Raw genomic sequence first — 374 nt, 5'->3', positions numbered from 1 at the left:
CAACTCAACAAGATGAACAAGACGATCTAGTAGTTGATTGTCATGATGTAACATTGAAAATGAACACATTACAATCATTATTGAATTGATATAAATTGAAAGCAACCGAAAAATATAAAGATTGAGAGGAGAAGAAGAAGAAGCTAAAGTCAGATGCAACACTCACTTCATTGTTATTCTCATCATTGTTGTGATTATAGATGGTTGGATGAATGATTTCAATGTTCTCGTTTCTTGTGAATTTCTTTCGGTTTTCATWTCTGTTATTGAACTTCAGCTATTTACACTTGATGGAAATGAGTGGTTTTATGTAGATAATAGTAAATTGCAATAKGTAACAGATAATTCTACTCACTTACTTATTTTGCTTATTC

General features: G+C 30.4%; 1 protein-coding gene. It reads left to right on the top strand.

The window, feature by feature from the left end:
* Nucleotides 1–121: 121 nt before the first annotated feature.
* Nucleotides 122–374: hypothetical protein (locus tag DLK05_RS19265; protein ID WP_209319982.1), on the top strand; the 253-nt coding region annotated here is incomplete at its 3' end.

This window comes from Ancylomarina longa (genome assembly GCF_003996985.1).
In the GTDB taxonomy this organism is placed as follows: domain Bacteria; phylum Bacteroidota; class Bacteroidia; order Bacteroidales; family Marinifilaceae; genus Ancylomarina_A; species Ancylomarina_A longa.
Note: the sequence above shows the minus strand (reverse complement) of the source record. Positions and strands in the feature narration are given on the sequence as shown.